The 16,090-nt window shown below is 65.3% G+C and carries 12 protein-coding genes; 8 read left to right on the forward strand and 4 right to left on the reverse strand.

Features of this window, described 5'->3' with window-relative positions:
• Positions 1-166: 166 nt before the first annotated feature.
• Together trhA and ACREPD_RS18530 are read left to right on the forward strand one after the other, a co-directional pair.
• Positions 167-814 carry a PAQR family membrane homeostasis protein TrhA gene (trhA, locus tag ACREPD_RS18525; RefSeq protein ID WP_431600680.1) on the forward strand — a complete coding sequence of 216 codons (648 nt, stop codon included), beginning with the start codon at positions 167-169 and terminating at the stop codon, positions 812-814.
• Positions 815-1,390: 576 nt separating this feature from the next.
• Positions 1,391-3,373, forward strand: coding sequence for an AsmA family protein (locus ACREPD_RS18530; RefSeq protein ID WP_431600681.1), 1,983 nt, complete (start codon positions 1,391-1,393; stop codon positions 3,371-3,373).
• An 88-nt stretch (positions 3,374-3,461) separates the two neighbouring features.
• Here the strand turns inward: ACREPD_RS18530 and ACREPD_RS18535 are convergent, their stop codons facing one another.
• From ACREPD_RS18535 to mtgA, 3 genes are read right to left on the reverse strand one after another with little or no spacing between them, the layout of a single operon-like run.
• Positions 3,462-3,893: a CBS domain-containing protein gene (locus ACREPD_RS18535; protein WP_431600682.1), complete on the reverse strand. Its 432-nt coding sequence runs from the start codon at positions 3,891-3,893 to the stop codon at positions 3,462-3,464.
• Positions 3,853-4,872 (reverse strand): glycosyltransferase family 2 protein, encoded by a 1,020-nt coding sequence (locus ACREPD_RS18540; protein ID WP_431600683.1) that lies wholly within the window; start codon positions 4,870-4,872, stop codon positions 3,853-3,855. Before ACREPD_RS18540 ends, ACREPD_RS18535 begins: the two co-directional genes overlap by 41 nt.
• Before the next feature lie 39 nt (positions 4,873-4,911).
• Positions 4,912-5,661: a monofunctional biosynthetic peptidoglycan transglycosylase gene (gene mtgA / locus ACREPD_RS18545; RefSeq protein ID WP_431600684.1), complete on the reverse strand. Its 750-nt coding sequence runs from the start codon at positions 5,659-5,661 to the stop codon at positions 4,912-4,914.
• Positions 5,662-5,745: 84 nt separating this feature from the next.
• Here mtgA and ACREPD_RS18550 point away from each other — a divergent pair, with 84 nt between their 5' ends.
• The 3 genes from ACREPD_RS18550 (at position 5,746) to ACREPD_RS18560 (ending at position 10,876) form a co-directional block, all read left to right on the forward strand.
• Positions 5,746-6,639 (forward strand): Hsp33 family molecular chaperone HslO, encoded by an 894-nt coding sequence (locus ACREPD_RS18550; RefSeq protein ID WP_431600685.1) that lies wholly within the window; start codon positions 5,746-5,748, stop codon positions 6,637-6,639.
• A gap of 152 nt (positions 6,640-6,791) precedes the next feature.
• Complete coding sequence (locus tag ACREPD_RS18555; RefSeq protein WP_431600691.1) at positions 6,792-7,616, forward strand: hypothetical protein; 825 nt, start codon at positions 6,792-6,794, stop codon at positions 7,614-7,616.
• Between the two features lie 428 nt (positions 7,617-8,044).
• Entirely contained in the window at positions 8,045-10,876 is a 2,832-nt protein-coding gene (locus tag ACREPD_RS18560; protein WP_431600686.1) for a TonB-dependent receptor, read from the forward strand.
• A gap of 144 nt (positions 10,877-11,020) precedes the next feature.
• On the opposite strand, the gene ACREPD_RS18565 is transcribed toward ACREPD_RS18560, so the two are convergent.
• Complete coding sequence (locus ACREPD_RS18565; protein ID WP_431600687.1) at positions 11,021-11,623, reverse strand: TetR/AcrR family transcriptional regulator; 603 nt, start codon at positions 11,621-11,623, stop codon at positions 11,021-11,023.
• A 111-nt stretch (positions 11,624-11,734) separates the two neighbouring features.
• Here ACREPD_RS18565 and ACREPD_RS18570 point away from each other — a divergent pair, with 111 nt between their 5' ends.
• The 3 genes from ACREPD_RS18570 to ACREPD_RS18580 all read left to right on the forward strand — a co-directional run bounded on the left by ACREPD_RS18570 (position 11,735) and on the right by ACREPD_RS18580 (position 15,668).
• Positions 11,735-12,655 carry an alpha/beta fold hydrolase gene (locus ACREPD_RS18570; protein ID WP_431600688.1) on the forward strand — a complete coding sequence of 307 codons (921 nt, stop codon included), beginning with the start codon at positions 11,735-11,737 and terminating at the stop codon, positions 12,653-12,655.
• Positions 12,652-15,129, forward strand: a complete 2,478-nt coding sequence (locus tag ACREPD_RS18575; protein ID WP_431600689.1) for an acyl-CoA dehydrogenase — start codon at positions 12,652-12,654, stop codon at positions 15,127-15,129. The genes ACREPD_RS18570 and ACREPD_RS18575 overlap by 4 nt, the downstream gene beginning before the upstream one ends.
• A 65-nt stretch (positions 15,130-15,194) precedes the next feature.
• Complete coding sequence (locus ACREPD_RS18580; RefSeq protein ID WP_431600690.1) at positions 15,195-15,668, forward strand: hotdog fold domain-containing protein; 474 nt, start codon at positions 15,195-15,197, stop codon at positions 15,666-15,668.
• Positions 15,669-16,090 lie beyond the last annotated feature (422 nt).

Raw genomic sequence — 16,090 nt, forward strand, 5'->3', positions numbered from 1 at the left:
ACCTGCAGCTGGCGCAGGAACGCGCGCCGGACGTGCGCTTCGCGGCGACCCGCGAGGCAGCGCACAGCGTGTCGGTGTCCTGACCGGACACGCTTGAACGATGGCGCGTGCATGCACGTGCCATCGCGGCGATGATAGGGGGGAGCGGGCTCCCCCTCCCCGCGCGATGATCATCGCCATGACCTCTGTTGCTTCCGTACGTGAAGAAATCGCCAGCGCCCTGACCCACGGGCTGGGTGCCGTTGCGGCACTGGCTGGCAGCGCGGTGCTGATCACGCTTGCCGCGATCTACGGCGACGCCTGGCAGCTGGCCAGCGCGATCGTGTTCGGCGTAGCACTGCTGCTGCTCTACACGGCCTCGACGCTGTACCACGCGATCCAGCACCCGATCGCGAAGGGCCGCCTGAAGGTATTCGACCATTGCGCGATCTACCTGCTGATCGCCGGCACATATACGCCGTTCACGCTGATCGGCCTGCGCGGCGGCCCCTGGGGCTGGGGCATGTTCACGGCGATCTGGGCACTGGCGCTGTCCGGAGTGATCTTCAAACTGTTCTTCACCGGCCGTTTCAAGCTGCTGTCGACGATCATCTACATCGCGATGGGCTGGATGGTATTGGTCGCGATCAAGCCGATGTGGTCCTCGATCGACGGCTGGACGCTCGGCTGGCTGTTCGCCGGCGGTCTCTCCTACACGCTCGGCACCTATTTCTACCACCGCGAATCCATCCCCTACTCCCACGCGATCTGGCACCTGTTCGTCATCGGCGGCAGCGTCTGTCACTTTGTCGCGGTGACCGCTCAGATTCTCTGAGGCAAACGGCTGGAGCAGAAGCAACAGCAACAGCAACAGCAACAGCTGATTGCCGCTTTTCCTACTGATTAGGGGCGGTGTGGGTGGGCCGCCGGGACACGCTGCAAGTACGTCCATGTAAGCTCGTTCACGCCTTGCACGTGTACGCAATCCTGCGTACACGGCAAGACCGGGGTTGGGCGTCCTGCCCAACCCGCGCGGCGCATGCGCCGCGCCCATGGCGCTCTACGGTCCCGTCACCCCCCCCACCCCCCCCTTCGACGCGTGGTCGGTGCGCATAGAAGATCAATAGCGGTCCAAGAGCGCTCAAGAGCGCAAGCCTGCTCTGCCTACCGCCGAGGAAAATCTTGAGGGGGTGGGCGGGGGTAGCCCATGCCGGGACCGCAGAAAACATGGATGTTTTCTACGAGCCCCCATGGATGGGTTTACGGCGTGTCTCGGCATGGGCTACCCCCGCCCGCCCCAGCACGTAGAAATGAAAAGCCGACGCTTTGGCTTTGGCTTTTGGCGCAACACTGACGCCATCCTTACCAATGCTTCGCGTTGCCTGCACGATGAACAGGCAAGGATGGGCGCGTGAATACCGTTCCCGCGCCTACGCCTGATACGCCCTCCTCCCGCTCCCGTTGGCGCCTGCGCCGCCCTGGCAAGCGGGGGCAACGCTGGTTGGCGGTGCTCGTGTTCCTGTTTGCGCTGGTGCTGGTGGTCATCGCGCTGTGGGATTGGAACTGGTTCAAGGGGCCGGTTGAACGCGCCGTGCAGGCCAAGACCGGGCGCGAATTCCATATTGGCGGCAACCTGGATGTCGATCTTGGGCGCACCGTGACCGTGCGCGCCGATGGGCTGACCTTTGCCAACGCCGAATGGTCCAAGAAGCCGCGCATGGCCAGTGCCGACCGGGCCGAGATCGATCTGCGCGCCTGGCCGCTGCTGCGGGGTGATATCCAGATTCCCGAAATCCGCCTGACCCGCCCGGACCTGCTGCTGGAAACCGCGCCTGGCAAGGATCAACCCGGCAACTGGGACTTTTTGGGGCCGAGCGACGGCAAGCCGCCCGTGCTGCGACGCCTGCTGGTCGAGGATGGTCGCCTGCAATTCCTGGATGCCGCCGGCAAGACCGACATTCTTGTTGCCCTCACCAGCGGCAAGCCCCGCAACGCGGATAGTGCGCCACCGCTGCTGGTCAACGGCAAAGGCCGTTGGCAGGGTAATCCGTTCACCTTGAACGGCAACACCGAATCCCCGCTGGAATTGACCAACAGCGACCATCCGTTCCGCATCCACCTCGACGGCCGCGCCGGCAATACCCACGCCATTGCCAGCGGCACCCTCACCAATCCGTTCGCATTGCGCACCTTCGACCTCGACCTTGCCCTGAGCGGCCAGGACATGGAAGACCTGTATCCGCTGATTGGTCTGGCCATTCCGTCCACCCCGCCGTATCGGCTGAAGGGTCGGCTCAAGCGCAACAACGACATCTGGCGCTACGAGAACTTTACCGGCGTGGCCGGCGACAGCGACCTGGGCGGCACCGCGCAGATCGAAGTCGGCAGGGAGCGTCCGCTGCTCAAGGCCGACCTCGTGTCCAAGCGCCTGGACTTCGATGATCTTGCCGGCTTCATTGGTGCCCCGCCGAAGACCGGTGCCGGCGAATCGGCCAATGCCGAACAGAAGGCCAAGGCCGCCGCGCTCGCGGTGAAGGCGCGGGTGTTGCCGGATACGCCTTATGATCTCGGCAAGCTGCGCGCCATGGACGCCGACGTGCGTTGGAAGGCACACCGCATCAATTCGCCGGTGTTGCCGCTGGATGACATGGATGCGCACCTGAAGCTGGACGACGGACTGCTGCGCCTGGAGCCCTTGAACTTCGGCGTTGCCGGCGGCGACATCCGCAGCACCATCCGTATGGATGCGCGCAAGCCGACCATCGCCACCCAACTCGATGCCAGCATCCGCAAGGTGCAGCTGGGCAAGCTGTTTCCCGACGCCAAGCTCGCCGAGCAGGCCTCCGGCGGCATCAGCGGCGAGATCAAACTAAGCGGCACCGGCAACTCCGTGGCGGCAATGCTGGGCAGCTCCGACGGCAGTGTCGCCGTCGGCATCGGCCGCGGTCATGTCGGCAACCTGGTCATGGAGCTGGCCGGCCTGGACGTGGCCGAATCGCTGAAGTTCCTGTTCACCGGCGACAAGCAGATTCCGTTGCGCTGCGCGTGGGGTGATTTCAACGTGGCCAATGGCGTGATGACCTCGCAGCAGCTGGCGTTCGACACCACCGATACGCTGATCCTGGGCGAAGGCACCGTGGACCTGAAGCAGGAAAAACTGGACCTGCTGCTGCGCCCGCGGCCGAAGGACATCAGCATCCTGGCGCTGCGCTCGCCGCTGCGCATCGGCGGCACGTTCAAGGACCCCTCGTTCCGCCCCGACTTCAAGGCATTGGGCGTGCGCGGTGCCATCGCCATCACCCTGGGCAGCATCGCCCCGCCGGCCGCCCTGCTGGCGACCATCGAGACCGGCCCGGGCAAGGATTCGAACTGCGGCGGGCGTTACGCAAAATGACGGAGGCAGCCGGGCAGAGCCCGGCGCTACGTGATGCGATACAGCCGGGCAGATGCCATGCGGCCAGGCAGAGTCCGGCTCTACCCCGTCAGCCGGCGACGATGTACTGCTGCAGCTGATCCAGCGTCTTGGCCTGCTCGTCGATCACCGACTTGACCAGGTCACCGATCGAGATCACGCCGATCACACCGCCGCCATCCACCACGGGTAGATGCCGGATGCGGTAGTCGGTCACCAGTTGCAGGCAGTGTTCCACCTGCTCGCCCGGTGCCACCGTGACTACCTTGGCGGTCATGATGTCGCTGACCAGCGTGGTCCGCGAGGAGCGGTCGTGCAACACGATCTTGCGTGCGTAATCGCGCTCGGACAGGATGCCGACCAGTTGCCGGCCTTCCATCACCAGCACCGCGCCTATGCCTTTCTCGGCCATCAACCGGATCGCGTCGATCACCGCCGACTCCGGGGCTACCGCGAAAACCTCAGGGGACTTGCCTTCCAACAGCTGTCGTACCGTGGTCATCTCGCTGCTCTCCACCGATGGGATGCAGGGCCGAGTCTGCCACGAATGGCGCTTGCCAGGTGTCAATCAGGTACAACGGGCGCTGCTTGGATTCCTCATACAGCCGCCCCAGGTATTCCCCGATCAGACCAAGCGCAATAAGTTGCACGCCGCCGAGGAACAGGATCACCACCATCATCGTCGGATAGCCGGCCACCCGGTCGCCATACAGCGCCGCCTTCACGATCACCCACACACCGAACAGGAACGCGGCGCTGGCCGTTGCAAGGCCCAGGTAGGTGGCCGCGCGCAGCGGTACCGTGGAGAAACTGGTGATGCCCTCCAGCGCGAAATTCCACAGCTTCCACAGTCCGAACTTGCTGTTGCCGACCATCCGCGCGTGGCGGTGGTACGGCAGTGCCTTGCGCTTGAAACCGACCCAGCCGAACAGCCCCTTCATGAACCGGTGGCGTTCACGCAGCTGACCCAGCGCCTGCAGCGCGCGCGGCGAGAGCAGGCGGAAATCACCGGTGTCGGCCGGAATGGGCGTCCTCGACAACCGTCCGATCACCCGGTAGAACGTCGCGGCGGTGCTGCGCTTGAGCCAGCCTTCGCCATCGCGCACCAGGCGCGTGCCGTACACGTTGTCATAGCCCTGCTGCCACAACGCGACAAATTCCGGAATCAGCTCCGGCGGATCCTGACCATCGGCATCGAGGATCATCGCCGCACCGTCATCGACCCTGTCCAGGCCTGCGGTCAGCGCGGCTTCCTTGCCGAAATTGCGCGACAGCCGCAGCACGCCCACCCGTGAATCGGTCGCGGCCAAGTCCAGCATCACCTGCCACGTGGCATCGGTGCTGCCGTCATCCACATACACGATGCCGCCCTCGATGCCGTCCAGGCCATCCAGCACCGCGCACAGCCGCGGGTGCAGCATGGGCAGCGCCATGGCTTCGTTGTGGGCGGCGATGACCAGGGTAAGGCGTTGGGCAGGCATGGGCCGAGTGTACCGTTGTGTCGTCACCTGTATGAATCGTCAGTCGTCGGCCAGGTACGCGCCACCGCCCAGCTGGCGTGCCTGCCGCTGGATCCAGTTGGCGCGGCGCTGCACGTACGGCCCCGGGTTGGCCGCGTTGTAACGGCGCGGCGCGGGCAGCACCGCCGCCAGCCGGGCGCTTTCCGCCGGGCTCAGGCGCGCGGCGTCCTTGTGCCAGAACTGCTGCGACGCCGCCTGCGCACCGTAGATGCCGTCGCCGAATTCGGCGATGTTGGCGTACATCTCCAGGATCCGCGATTTCGGCCACAGCGCTTCGATCAACACCGTGTACCAGACCTCCAGGCCCTTGCGGATCCAGCTGCGGCCCTGCCAGAGGAACAGGTTCTTGGCCACCTGCTGGCTGATCGTGCTGGCCCCGCGCAGGCGCCCGCCGCGGGCGTTGTGATCGCGCGCCTTCTCGATCGCCTGCAGATCGAACCCGTTGTGCTCGGGGAAGCGCTGGTCTTCGGCGGCCACCAGCGAAATCGGCAGGCTGGGCGCCATCTGGTCCAGGTCGCGCCATTGATAGTGCAGCCGGTAGCCCCAGTCGCCCTGGCCCAGCGCCTCGCCGTAGCGCCACAGCATGACCGTGGACAGCGGCGGATCGATCACGCGCAGTGCGGCAACCTGCAGCACACTGCCCACCACGAACAGGACGGGCAGCCAGAGCAGGTGCTTCCAGCGCCAGCGGCGCTTGCGTGACGGTTCCAGACCCGGATCGGTCTTGTGGTTGCTGCGCTCTGCCCCCATTACTGGTGCATCCTCTGCTTGCATGGTTGTCGGCGCATTATCCGGCAACACGCCCCCATTTAAATAAGCGCAGCCACCGACCCGATGACCGCCCAGACCGACTCCCTCGTCCGTTTCCTGCTTCCCGATGCCGGCGTCCGCGGCGTGCATGTGCACCTCGACGCCACCTGGCAGGACATTCTCTCCCACGCCAGCTACCCGCCGGCCGCCGCCGAACTGCTGGGCGAGGCGAGTGTCGCCTCGGCGCTGTTCACCGGCCACACCAAGGTCGACGGGCGGCTGTCGATCCAGCTGCGCAGCGCCACCGCCCTGCGCACCCTGTTCGCCGAATGCACCGCCGCCGGCACCCTGCGCGGCATCGTGCAGCTGTCCGATGACGGCGACGTCCCGCGCGACTTGACCCAACTGGGCGACGATGCGCTGCTGGCCATCAGCATCGAGAACCCGGGCCTGGACCCGCGCGAGCCGCAGCGCTACCAGAGCCTGGTCGGGCTGGGTGCCGCCAGCCTGGACGAGGCCTTCGAAGACTACTTCCGCCAGTCCGAGCAGTTGCCGACCCGCCTGCTGCTGGCCGCCGATGGCATCCGCGCGGCAGGCCTGCTGCTGCAGAAACTGCCCGGCGACGAAGGCGATGTCGACGGCTGGACCCGCGCCAGCGCCCTGTTCGAGACCCTGGGCAAGCAGGAACTGCTCGACGTGGACGCCGACACCCTGCTGCTGCGCCTTTTCCATGAAGAGGAGCCGCAGCTGCTGGGCGCCCGCCCGCTGCGCTTTGCCTGCTCCTGTTCGCGCGAGCGGGTGGGGGGCATGCTGCAGTCGCTGGGCGAGGAAGAAGCCCGGGCCGCCGCCGAGCCGACGGGGGCGGTCGAAATCCGTTGCGAATTCTGCGGACAGGAGTATCACTTTCCGTTGACAGAATTCGACATACTGTTCAGCGACGCGGTAGTTGCCTTACCGTCACCTGAACGGCTTCAGTAATCGCCGCACGAGTTTTGTTCTGGGGAGAACCAAGACTTGTTAAGAAATCATAAACGCCCTAGGATCAGTGTCCCGCTTCGGCGGGAACTTGTGCTCATCACCGCTGTCTGAGAGTTCCCATGCGTGCCCTTCTGCGTCTACCGCTTGCCCTGATGATCGCCCTCGCCGCGATCCCGGGCGCGCATGCGCAATCCAAGGCCCGCCAGGACAGCACGGTGATTCCGGTGTGGAACAAGGGCAGCGGCAAGGTCGAGGCCCTGCTGTACCTGGAACCCACCGGTGAACAGGCCGCCGGCGCGCGCTGGCACTTCGGGCGCAGCTCGCTGGACGCGGCCTTCGGGCTGTCGTCGGGCGATTCGCTGGGCCTGCTGTGCAACAGCAGCCGCGGCACCAGCATCAGCGGGTTGGCCAGCCACTGCATGCTGGCCAGCCTGGGCGACGACGACGACAACGGCCTGAGCCGTCGGGTGACCGGCACCGCCGCGTTCAACCGGCCCGGCGGTCGCGTCGGCTTCACCGTCGGCACCGGCAAGGACACGCTTCCGGCCTGGCTGGCCGGTCCGAACAAGTCGCCGGCGCTGCGCGCCGAACAGAACGACCTGACCGTCTTCGGCCAGAAGAACATCGGCCGCGAAGGCTTCGTATCGATCGGCGGCACCTATGCCAAGGCGCGCCTGGTGCCCCTGTCAGACATGTCCCCCGCCCTGGTGGATCGCTGGGACAGCAAGAACCTGACCCTGGGTGCCGGCTATGGCAACTTCAGCGGGAACATCATCGGCCGCGTGGTCGATGTGCCCGGCCAGCCCGGCAAGTGGGAAGGCCTGGGCGTGGGCCTGACCTGGCGCACCCCGTGGAGCGGCCAGCTCACGGTCGGCGCGGAGAACGTGATCACCCGCGGCAAGAACCCCTTCGCCCCCCGCAACGAGAGCACCGACGAGGGCACCGTGCCCTACGTCCGCTACGAACAGGATCTCTGACCGGCCGCCCTCGGGCGCAGACCGGTAGATGAAAGGCGCGCCCCCGGCGCGCTTTTTTGTTGGCCGATGCCCGGCGCCGGCCGGTCAGACGTGGACATCTCCGCGCCAGCAAACGCTGTCCACCGTGTCCGATATCGAACGCTGAACACGCCAACCTGATACACAGCGTGACAAATCAACTGCAACTATTTTCATAACATTTTTTTAACAAATGGGATGAAAGTGGCCTTTTACGACTCTAAGTGCCTTGATCCACAAGGACTTTGCCGAATTTCACACAGAGCACAGGCTTTATTAACGCTACTTTAATTCTTTCGAACTGGCAGTTACTATCGAGTCAGCCTTGTGGTCTTTGGTGCTCTCTTTTGGCACCGCCTCCAGGCACACACCCCAGTGAATACCCAAGATTCCCTTGGAGAGAGAGAGCAATGAACTTTAAGTCCAACAAGCTGCGTGATGCAGTTGTCGTTGCACTGGTCGTCGCGGCCGGCACCGCCACCGCGCAGGCGCAGGAAGCTGCCGGCACGACCAACCTGGACCGCATCTCGGTCACCGGCTCGCGCATCAAGAGCACCGACATCGAGACCTCGCAGCCCGTGTTCACCATGAGCCGCGAACAGATCCAGGCCCAGGGCCAGACCTCGATCGGCGACATCATCCAGAACATCGCCACCAGCGGTTCGACCCTCAACAGCACCTACAACAACGGCGGCAACGGCGAAACCCGCGTGAACCTGCGCAACCTGGGTTCCAGCCGTACCCTCGTGCTGGTCAACGGTCGTCGTTGGGTCGGTGGTACCGGCCTGGGCGGCGCAGTCGACCTGAACACCATTCCGTCGGCTGCCGTCGAGCGCATCGAAGTCCTGAAGGACGGTGCCTCGACCATCTACGGTTCGGACGCCATCGCCGGCGTGGTCAACATCATCCTGCGCCAGAACTTCGACGGTGCGGAAGCCAACGCCTACTACGGTCAGTACGACAAGGGCGACGGTTCGCGTGAATCCTACGACTTCACCATCGGCTCGGCCGGTGACAAGTGGCACGCCACCCTGGGTGTCGGCTACGTGAAGGAAGAGGCCGTGTGGGCTGGCGACCGCGCCATCTCCGCCGTGCCGGTCTTCGGCTCCGTGCCGTACACGGGCAACAGCTCCACGACCCCGGAAGGCCGCTTCGGCTACTACCAGCAGGTCGGCACCAACTCCGACGGTTCGCCGCGCTTCGGCGCAGCGCGTCCGAACGGCACGGAAGGCTACTTCATCACCAACAATGGTGGCACCACCTTCCGCAACTACACCCAGGCCGACAGCTTCAACCACGCGCCGGGCAACCTGCTGGTCACCCCGCAGGAACGCACCTCGATCTTCGCCGACGCCGGCCTGAACATCACCGACAACGTCCGCTTCAAGACCACGGTGACGTACAACGAGCGTGAGTCCGAGCAGATCCTGGCTGCCATGCCGATCGTGCTGGGTCGCGCCGCTCCGGGCACCAACGGCTCGAACATCGTCATCAGCGCCGACAACATCTACAACAACACCGGCCGCGATATCGACTACATCCAGTACCGTGCGAACGAGACTGGCGGTCGTATCTACAAGCAGAACGTGAAGACCTACGCGTTCAACGGTGCGTTCGAAGGTGACTTCGAAGTCGGCAGCCGCTTCTGGAACTGGGAAACCGGTATGTTCTACGGTAAGAACGACCAGACGGACGTGACCACCGGCTTCTTCAACATCTCCGCGCTGCGTAACGCCCTCGGCCCGTCGTTCCTGGACGGCGGCGTCGCACGCTGCGGCACCGCTGCCAACGTGATCGACGGCTGCGTGCCGATGAACATGCTGAGCGGCGCTGGCTCGCTGACCCCGGAGATGATCAACTATGCCGGTTTCACCGCGCATGACGTCTACGGCTACGAGCAGAAGACCTATTACGGCAGCATCGGCGGCGAGCTGTTCGACCTGCCGGGTGGCGCGTTCGCCTTCTCGCTGGGTGCAGAACACCGCGAAGAGTCCGGCTTTGATGGCCCGGACGCCCTGATCAACTCCGGCGACACCACCGGCAACGCCCGTACCGCGACCGACGGCAGCTACAAGCTGGACGAAGCGTACCTCGAACTGGCGATTCCGCTGCTGTCCGGCGTGACCGGCGCGCAGCTGCTGGACTTCAGCGTGGCGACCCGCTTCTCTGACTACAGCAACTTCGGCAACACGACCAACAGCAAGTTCGGTTTCCGCTGGAAGCCGATCAACGACCTGATGATCCGTGGTAACTGGTCGCAGGGCTTCCGTGCCCCGACCATCAGCGAACTGTTCTCGGGCATCAGCGACACCTTCGAAGACGTGGCCGATCCCTGCGCCGGCGTCCAGACGGGCAACCCGAACACCCCGCCCGCCAGCTGCGCCGGCGTGCCGGCGTACAACCAGTCCAACTCGCAGATTCGTACCACCACCGGTGGCAACCAGAATCTCGGGCCGGAAACCTCGACCTCCAAGACCCTGGGCTTCGTCTACAGCCCGACCTTCGCACCGGGCCTGGACGTGTCGGTTGACTGGTGGAACATCAAGATCGAAGGTGCCATCTACGCGCAGACCGCCCAGCAGACGCTGGACTCCTGCTACATCCAGGGTGTCGGTTCGCAGTGCGACCTGATCGAGCGTGACTCCACCGGCCAGATCTCGAACCTGCTGGCCGTGCCGAGCAACGTCGGTACGATGGAAGTGGAAGGCTGGGACGTGACGCTGGGCTACCGCCTGCCGGATACGACCTACGGCAGCTTCAGCTTCGTGCTGGATACCGCCTACACCTCCAAGTACACCATCGAAGATCCGGTCACCCAGGGTTACAACCGCGTCGGCAACTACCTGAGCCGCGACAACTACTGGCGTGTTCGTTCCAACCTGATGGTTGCCTGGCAGCTGGGTGACTTCGGTGCAACCGCATCGGCACGTTACTACTCCAGCCAGAACGAAAACTGCACCGGCACCGCCTTCGGCGGCGCGAACCTGGCACTGCTGTGCGCGGATCGTGACCACGTCGGCATCGGCGGCAAGCCGGATCCGCAGCGCAAGATCGCCAGCGTCACCTACACCGATCTGAGCGCCTACTGGCAGTCGCCGTGGAACGCCCGCATCACCGTGGGTGTCAACAACGCCTTCGATCGCGATCCGCCGATTTCGTACACCACGTTCGCCAACAGCTTCGACCCGCAGTATGAAATCCCGGGTCGCTTCTTCTACATGCGCTACAACCAGAAGTTCTGATCTGGCTGTAACCGTGTAGTGTTGGACTGCAACGGCCCCGAAAGGGGCCGTTGTTGTTTGTGCAGCGCTAGCGCTGGCTTCCGAATGACAAAAAAAAACGGCCCTCTCGGGCCGTTCTTCGTGTCTACCTCTGTCAGCGGAGACTCACCCGATCGGAATCAGCGTCTCGATCACGTGTTCCACATAGGCCTCGAAGTCTTCGCGCGCCGGCTTGGGCTGCTGCAGTTGCAGCGACAGCTGCAGGAAACCCACATACGCGGCGTATGCCAGCCGTGCGCGGTGCTGCGCATCGGTGCGGCTCAGGCCGGCCTGGCGGAACGAGGCAACAAGGTATTCCAGGCGGCGGTGCGAGACGCGGTCGATGACCGGTCGGACCATCGGGTGGTCCAGCGCCTTCAGCAGCTCGCTGTAGATGATGTGCGGCTGCACTTCATGGGCCACCACCTGGAACAGCTGGCGCAGGCGCGCACGCGGGTCCGGCACGTCTTCCAGGCTGCCGAATACCTGCTCCTGTTCGAACAGTTCCCAACGCTCCAGCGCGGCCTGCAGCAGCGCGTCGCGCGAGGGGAAATGCCAGTAGAAGCTGCCCTTGGTCACCCCAAGGCGGCGGGCCAGCGGTTCCACCGCCACCGCACCCACACCTTGTTCAGCGATCAGGTCCAGGGCGGCCTGGGCCCAGTCTTCCGCGCTCAGGCGGCTGTTGCGGCCGGCACGTGGCTCGCCGGCGGAAGCGTCAGTTTCATTCATGAGGATGATTTAACCATACGCCGGGGTTGGTTTGTATGTAATTCCGCGCCCGACAGGCAAACCATACCCACCGGTATTGACATGCCCACAACCCGGTCCATACTAGCAAGTATGGTAACTCCCGCCCCCTCCCTGCCCGTCCCCACCGACGCGCGCCTGACCGCCGCCCACGACACCGTGCTGGCCGCCACCCGTTCCGGTACCGGCCGGCGTGGCACCGTCCTGTTCGCGCACGGCTTCGGCCAGACCCGGCATGCCTGGACCGCCACCGCAGAGTCGCTGGCCAACGCCAGCTACGCCACCCTGGCCTACGACGCGCGCGGTCACGGCGACTCGGACTGGAACGCGGCCGACATGCCGTATCACGGCGAGCAGTTCGCCGATGACCTGATCGTGCTGGCCGGCGAACAGCCGCAACCGCCCATCCTGGTGGCCGCCTCCATGGGCGGGCTGTTCGGCCTGCTCGCCGAAGCGCGCTGGCCGGGCCTGTTCTCGGCGATGGTGCTGGTCGACATCACCCCGCGCTGGGACACCGCCGGGGTCGAAAAGATCCTGATGTTCATGACCGCGCACCCGGACGGCTTCGCCTCGCTGGAACAGGCCGCCGACGTGATTTCCGCGTACCTGCCGCACCGCCCGCGCAAGACCGAGGCGTCGCTGCGCGCGTTGCTGCGCGACGACGGCCACGGCCGCTGGCGCTGGCATTGGGACCCGCGCCTGGTCGCCGAACTGGCGCGCGACAGCGAACAACACCAGGACGCGCTTGCAGAAGCGGCGCGCCAGGTGAAATGCCCGGTGCTGCTGGTCAGCGGCGGGCGCAGCACCCTGGTCACCCCGCAGACGGTGGCCGAGTTCCTCGCGTTGGTGCCGCACGCTCGCCACGTGCAGTTGCCGGAGGCCACGCATATGGTCGCCGGCGACGACAACAACGCCTTTACCGCTACTGTGTTGGACTATCTGGACGTGTTGCCCTCGGCCTCCGCCGTGGCACAGTCCGCCACAACCGAGCACGTCACCGGAGCACGCTCATGAGCATTGTCGTCCCCTTCCTCGCCATCCTGCTGGCAGGCGCGTTCGTCGCCTACCATCGGATGCGGCTGATCACCTGGACGCTCGTCAGCCTCGTGCTGCTGGCGGCCTGCTGGTTCGTTCCCTACATCAACCAGACCGCAACGATCGTGGCCGCCGCCATCGTCGCCGTCATCGCCGTGCCGCTGCTGCTGCCGTTCATCCGCAAGCCGCTGCTGACCGCGCCGATGATGAAGGTGTTCCGCAAGGTGCTGCCGCCGCTGTCGCAGACCGAGCGCATCGCGCTGGAAACCGGTTCGGTCGGTTTCGAAGGCGAACTGTTCACCGGCGACCCGGACTGGAACAAGCTGCTGAGCTATCCCAAGCCGCAGCTCACCGCCGAAGAACAGGCCTTCCTGGATGGTCCGGTGGAAGAGCTGTGCAAGATGGTCAACGACTGGGAAATCACCCACGTCTACGCCGACCTGCCGCCGGAACTGTGGAGCTTCATCAAGAAGAACAAGTTCTTCGGCATGATCATTCCGAAGGAATACGGCGGCCTGGGCTTCAGCGCGCTGGCCCACCACAAGGTGATCCAGAAGCTGGCCTCGGTGTCGAGCGTTGTGAGCTCCACCGTCGGCGTGCCGAACTCGCTGGGCCCGGGTGAACTGCTCAACCATTACGGCACCCAGGCGCAGAAGGACCAGTACCTGCCGCGCCTGGCCGACGGCCGTGAAGTGCCCTGCTTCGGCCTGACCGGTCCGTTCGCCGGTTCCGACGCAACGTCCATCCCCGATTACGGCATCGTCTGCAAGGGCGAGTGGAACGGCGAGCAGGTGCTCGGCGTCAAGCTCACCTTCGACAAGCGCTACATCACCCTGGCCCCGGTGGCCACGCTGATCGGCCTGGCCTTCCGCATGTACGACCCCGACGGCCTGATCGGTACCACCCGCGACATCGGCATCACCCTGGCGCTGCTGCCGCGTGACACCGCCGGTGTGGAAATCGGCCGCCGCCACTTCCCGCTCAACTCGACGTTCCAGAACGGTCCGATCCGCGGCAAGGACGTGTTCATCCCGCTGACCCAGCTGATCGGCGGTGCCGAGAAGGCCGGCAAGGGCTGGAACATGCTCAACGAGTGCCTGGCCGTCGGCCGCTCGATCACCCTGCCCTCCACCGCCAGTGGCGGTGCCAAGGCCGGTGCCGTGGTGACCGGCGCCTATGCACGCATCCGCAAGCAGTTCGGTCTGTCGGTCGGCCGCTTCGAGGGCGTGGAAGAGGCCCTGGCGCGCATCGGCGGCAAGGCCTACGCGATCAGCGCGCTGTGCCAGGCCACCGCCGCCGCCGTGGACCGTGGCGACGTGCCGTCGGTGCCGTCGGCCATCGCCAAGTACCACTGCACCACCATGAGCCGCGAAGTGATCTCGGACGTGATGGATGTGATCGGCGGCAAGGGCATCATCCTGGGGCCGCGCAACTTCGCCGGCCGCAGCTGGCAGGCCGCGCCGATCGCGATCACGGTCGAGGGCGCCAACATCATGACCCGCAGCCTGCTGATCTTTGGCCAGGGTGCGATCCTCTGCCACCCGTGGGTGCTGAAGGAAATGAAGGCCGCGCAGGATCCGGACACCCGTGCCGGCCTGCAGGAATTCGACCGCAGCCTGTTCGGCCACATCCGCTTCGGCATCTCCAACGCCGTGCGTTCGTTCTGGTTCGGCCTCACCGGCGCGCGCTTCGGTGCCGCCCCGGGCGACGCCTACACCCGCCGCTACTTCCGCAAGCTGGACCGTTACTCGGCCAACCTGGCGCTGATGGCCGACATCTCGATGATGACGCTGGGCGGCAAGCTGAAGTTCAAGGAATCGCTGTCCGGCCGCCTGGGCGATGTGCTGAGCCACATCTACATGACCAGCGCGATGCTCAAGCGTTACCACGACGAAGGCGCACCGACGGCCGACCAGCCGCTGCTGGCCTGGGCCTTCCATGACAGCGTGCACAAGATCGAGCAATCGCTGTCGGCGGCCCTGCGCAACTTCCCGATCCGTCCGATCGGCTGGCTGATGTGGCTGCTGGTCTTCCCGTTCGGCCGCCGTGCCGAAGCCCCGGGCGACCGCCTGGGCCACCGCGTGGCCGCGCTGCTGATGGCCCCGAACGAGGCCCGCGACCGCCTGGCCAATGGCGTGTTCCTGACCCCGTGCGAGAACAACCCGGGTGGCCGCATCAACAGCTACCTGTCCAAGGCGATCATGGCCGAGCCGGTGGAGCGCAAGTTCATCAAGGCGCTCAAGACCAAGGGCATCGAGGCGCTGGACTTCGTCACCCAGCTGGACGAAGCGGTGGCCGAAGGCGTGATCACGCAGGACGAACGCACCCTGCTCGAAGAGCTGCGTGCGATCACGCTGGAGACCATCACGGTCGACGATTTCGAACCGCACGAGCTGCGTTCGGCCAGCTACTACGACCGCGAACGCAAGGACGCCCAGTCCGAAGCGGCGTAACCCAGCGACAGCGCACACCCCAACGGCGGACTTCGGTCCGCCGTTTTTTTTGAGGAGACCCCGCCATGCCCGCTCCCCTGCTGAACCTTTACCACCGCATGCAGCGCTGGCCCGCCGGCCAGTGGCTGTTCTCGCGCGCGGTCTGCTTCAAGGCCCCCTACTTCGCCAGCATCGCCCCGCGCATCACCGTGCTCGAACCCGGCCGTTGCGAAGGCCGCATCGCGCACCGCCGCAAGGTCACCAACCACATCGGCACCGTGCACGCCATCGCCCTGTGCAACCTGGCCGAACTCACGGCCGGCCTGATGGTCGACGCCTCCCTACCCAAAGGCATGCGCTGGATCCCCAAGGGCATGGAAGTAAAGTACCTGGCCAAGGCGACGGGCACGCAGCATGCGGTGGCCGCTCCCGAACAGCCGATCGTGGCGGCCGAGGCGGGCTATGCGTTGCCGGTGAATGTGCAGATCCGCGATACAGCAGGAACAGAAGTGTTCGAGGCGCGGATTGCCATGTGGATTTCGCCGGTCAAGAAGGCCTGACACTGAGCGCTTAGAGCAGCGCTTCAATTCCTACGGGCTGGGGCGGCCGCCGGGCAGCCCCGCTCCGGGACACGCCGTGAACCCATCCATGGGGGCTGCTAGAAAACATCCATGTTTTCTAGCGTCCCTCCGGGGGCTACCCGCCGGCCGCCCCCGACAGAGGGTCGCGCACGGATGGCACAGCTGACACGCATGGCGTGTCTCTACGGCGGCGGCGCCGCCACCGCGCCGCCTGCGGGCCGGTAGGGTTGGTTCCCAAACAACTGCGCGCGATGCCGATCGGCACGGCAACGCATGACAGAAAACGAAGAACGCCGTTGCCGTTGATCTCCATCGGCCACCTGCCAACCGTCAAAGGGTCGGCGGGGGTGGGTTTGCGGGGGTATGAGCCGCATGGATGCGGCGACTAAGCCCCCTTGGAT

It is taken from the genome of Stenotrophomonas sp., from assembly GCF_050737075.1.
Taxonomy (GTDB): domain Bacteria; phylum Pseudomonadota; class Gammaproteobacteria; order Xanthomonadales; family Xanthomonadaceae; genus Stenotrophomonas.